We start from the raw sequence: 2453 nt of genomic DNA, 5'->3' as shown, positions 1-2453 counted from the left end.
GCCGCGCTCGACTCCTGCGGGCTGCTCACCGCGTGGGTCCCGGTGGACGCGCGCGCGGCGGACCCGGTGGTGCGGACCCTGCTGGCGACGGCGTGGTCCGCCGCCGGTCCGGAGCCGGCGGCGGATGGCCGCCGCACCCTGGCCGAGGTGCTGGCCCCCGCCGTCGACCCGAGCAGCCCGGTGCCGGAGGAACTGGTGCGGCGTCTCCTCGCGTCCGTCCCGCTGACCGACCGGGCGCCGACGGAGCCCACCCCGCTGAGCGTCGCCGAGGACGGCCGGTGGTGGTCGGGAGTGCTCTACGGGGCGGGTGTGAAGGACACCGCCGAGTTCGTGGGCGCCGGCGCCCGGCAGGCGGCCAGGACCCGGCGCATCGGCGTGCTGGAGGAGGAGCTGCACGAGCTCCGGGGGGCGCTGGCCGCCGCGGAACGCGCCGAGGCGGAGGCGCGGTCCCGGGTGGAGCTGCTGGACCGCCAGCTGGCCGCCTTCCCCGACTACGGTGAGCTCGTCGCGGCGCACGCCGCGCTGGCGGGGGCGGCGGCGGCCGCCTCGGACGCAGAGGACAGGGCACGGCGGCTCCGGGAGGAGCACCGCCACGCCGAGGAGCGGTGGAACGCGGCCGAGACCGAGCTCCGGCAGCGGGCGACCGAGGCGGGGCTGCCCCCGGACGCCGCCGGTCTCGACGCGGCGCACCGGCACGCCACCGAGGCGAGGGACCGGGTCGAGCAGCTGCGGGACGTGCTGGTGGGGCGGTGCGTGGGCGCGGTGGACGACCTGGCGGAGGCGGGCACCCACTACCAGGCGGCGGTCGCGGACCGCGCCGAGGCCGAGGAGCTGGCGCTGCGCGCCTGCCGGTCCTACGCCGAACAGCGGCGGTCGCTGAACGAGCTGACCAGCAGCGTGGGCGGCGAGGCCGAGAACGCCGCCCGCCGGATGTCCGACCTGGAGCGGCGGCGGGCCGAGGTCCGGGAGGAACTGCCGGCCGCGCGGGAGGCGGTGATGGCGGCCAGGGAACGCCTCGCCACGCTGGCGACCCTGTTGGAGACCAAACAGGGCCAGCTCGGGGAACGGGAGACCGAGGCGGACCGCGCGTCGACGGCCTTCACGGCCGCGCTACGCTCCCCGGGCACCTGGGCGGCCGCCGTGACGCCGAGCGGCCGGCCCCGAGGAGACGTGCCGTACGGAGCCCCGACGCGGGACGGGGACTCGCCGGCCGAACCCCCGACCGAACCGCCGGCGGACCCGCGCGCGGCGCTGGCGCTGGTGTCCGAACTCGCCGAGAGCCGCCCGGCGAGCGAGACGACCGTCATCACCCGGCTCCAGACCCTCCAGGTGGCGCTGGCCGGGACCCACGACATCACGGCGGCGGAGCACGCCGGTGTCCTGGGCATCACCGTCAGCGGGGAGGACGGCCCCCGGCCGGTGGCGGTGGCCGCGCGGCAGGTCCGCGACCGGTTGGCCACCCAGCGCGGTTACCTCAACGAGCGCTACCAGGCGGTGTTCGCGGACTACCTGATCCGGGATCTCGCGGAACGGCTGCGCGGGCAGATCGCGGTCGCGGAGGACCTGTGCGCGCGGATGAACGCGGTGTTGGACCGCGCCCGGTCCTCACAGGGCGTGCACGTCCAGTTGGAGTGGCGCCCCTCCCCCGCGCTGGACGACGCCACCCGGCAGGCGCTGGACCTGGTGCGCACGCCGTTGGGGGAACGGGATCCCGACCAGGACGCGCTGCTCCGCCGGGTGGTGACCGAGCGGATCGAGTCCGAGCGGGACGCCCACGCCAGGGGGTACGCGGAGATCCTGACCCGCGCGCTGGACTACCGGGGGTGGCACTCCTTCACCGTGCGGGTGCGGGACGACGGTCCGGACGGCCGGCCCCGGGTGCGCCGCCTGCGGCAGTTGTCCTCCGGGGAGACCCGGCTGGTGTCCTACGTCGCCCTGTTCGCCGCCGCCGCGTCCTTCTACGACGCCGTGGATGTCGGTGAGGGCGACGGCGGGGGGACCACCCGGGCCGGTGCGCCGCTGCGGCTGGTGCTGCTCGACGAGGCGTTCGAACGGCTGGACGACCCGACGATCGCCCGGATGCTCGGGCTGCTGGTGGACCTGGACATGGACTGGTTGATCACCTGGCCCAGCGGCTGGGGAGTGTCCCCCAAGATCCCGCGCATGCACATCTACGACGTGTTGCGCCCGAAGAGCGGCGCGGGGGTCGCCTGCACGCACACCACCTGGGACGGGGCGGACCTCACCCAGCACGACGCCTGAGCCCGGTGTGGAGGGTCGGTCGGTGCTCCCCCGGATGGCGGAGCACCGCCGGCACGACGTGCAGGAAACGTATAGCCGGGTTTGCGACGCTGTGCCCGGCTCGGTGGTGATGGGGGTCATCGCCGCGTCATGGCCGGTTGGCCAGCGGAGACGGCGGGCCGCCCCGGCCCGCCTAATCCGGTTGCCCTGCC

General features: G+C 76.2%; 1 protein-coding gene. It reads left to right on the top strand.

The window, feature by feature from the left end; translation table 11 throughout:
• The coding region (locus ACTIDRAF_RS0218840) for an SbcC/MukB-like Walker B domain-containing protein (protein WP_016700285.1) at positions 1–2262 on the top strand (2262 nt) is incomplete at its 5' end.
• Positions 2263–2453 lie beyond the last annotated feature (191 nt).

The organism is Actinoalloteichus spitiensis RMV-1378 (genome assembly GCF_000239155.1).
GTDB lineage: Bacteria > Actinomycetota > Actinomycetes > Mycobacteriales > Pseudonocardiaceae > Actinoalloteichus_B > Actinoalloteichus_B spitiensis.
This window is presented reverse-complemented; position numbering and strand designations above follow the sequence as displayed.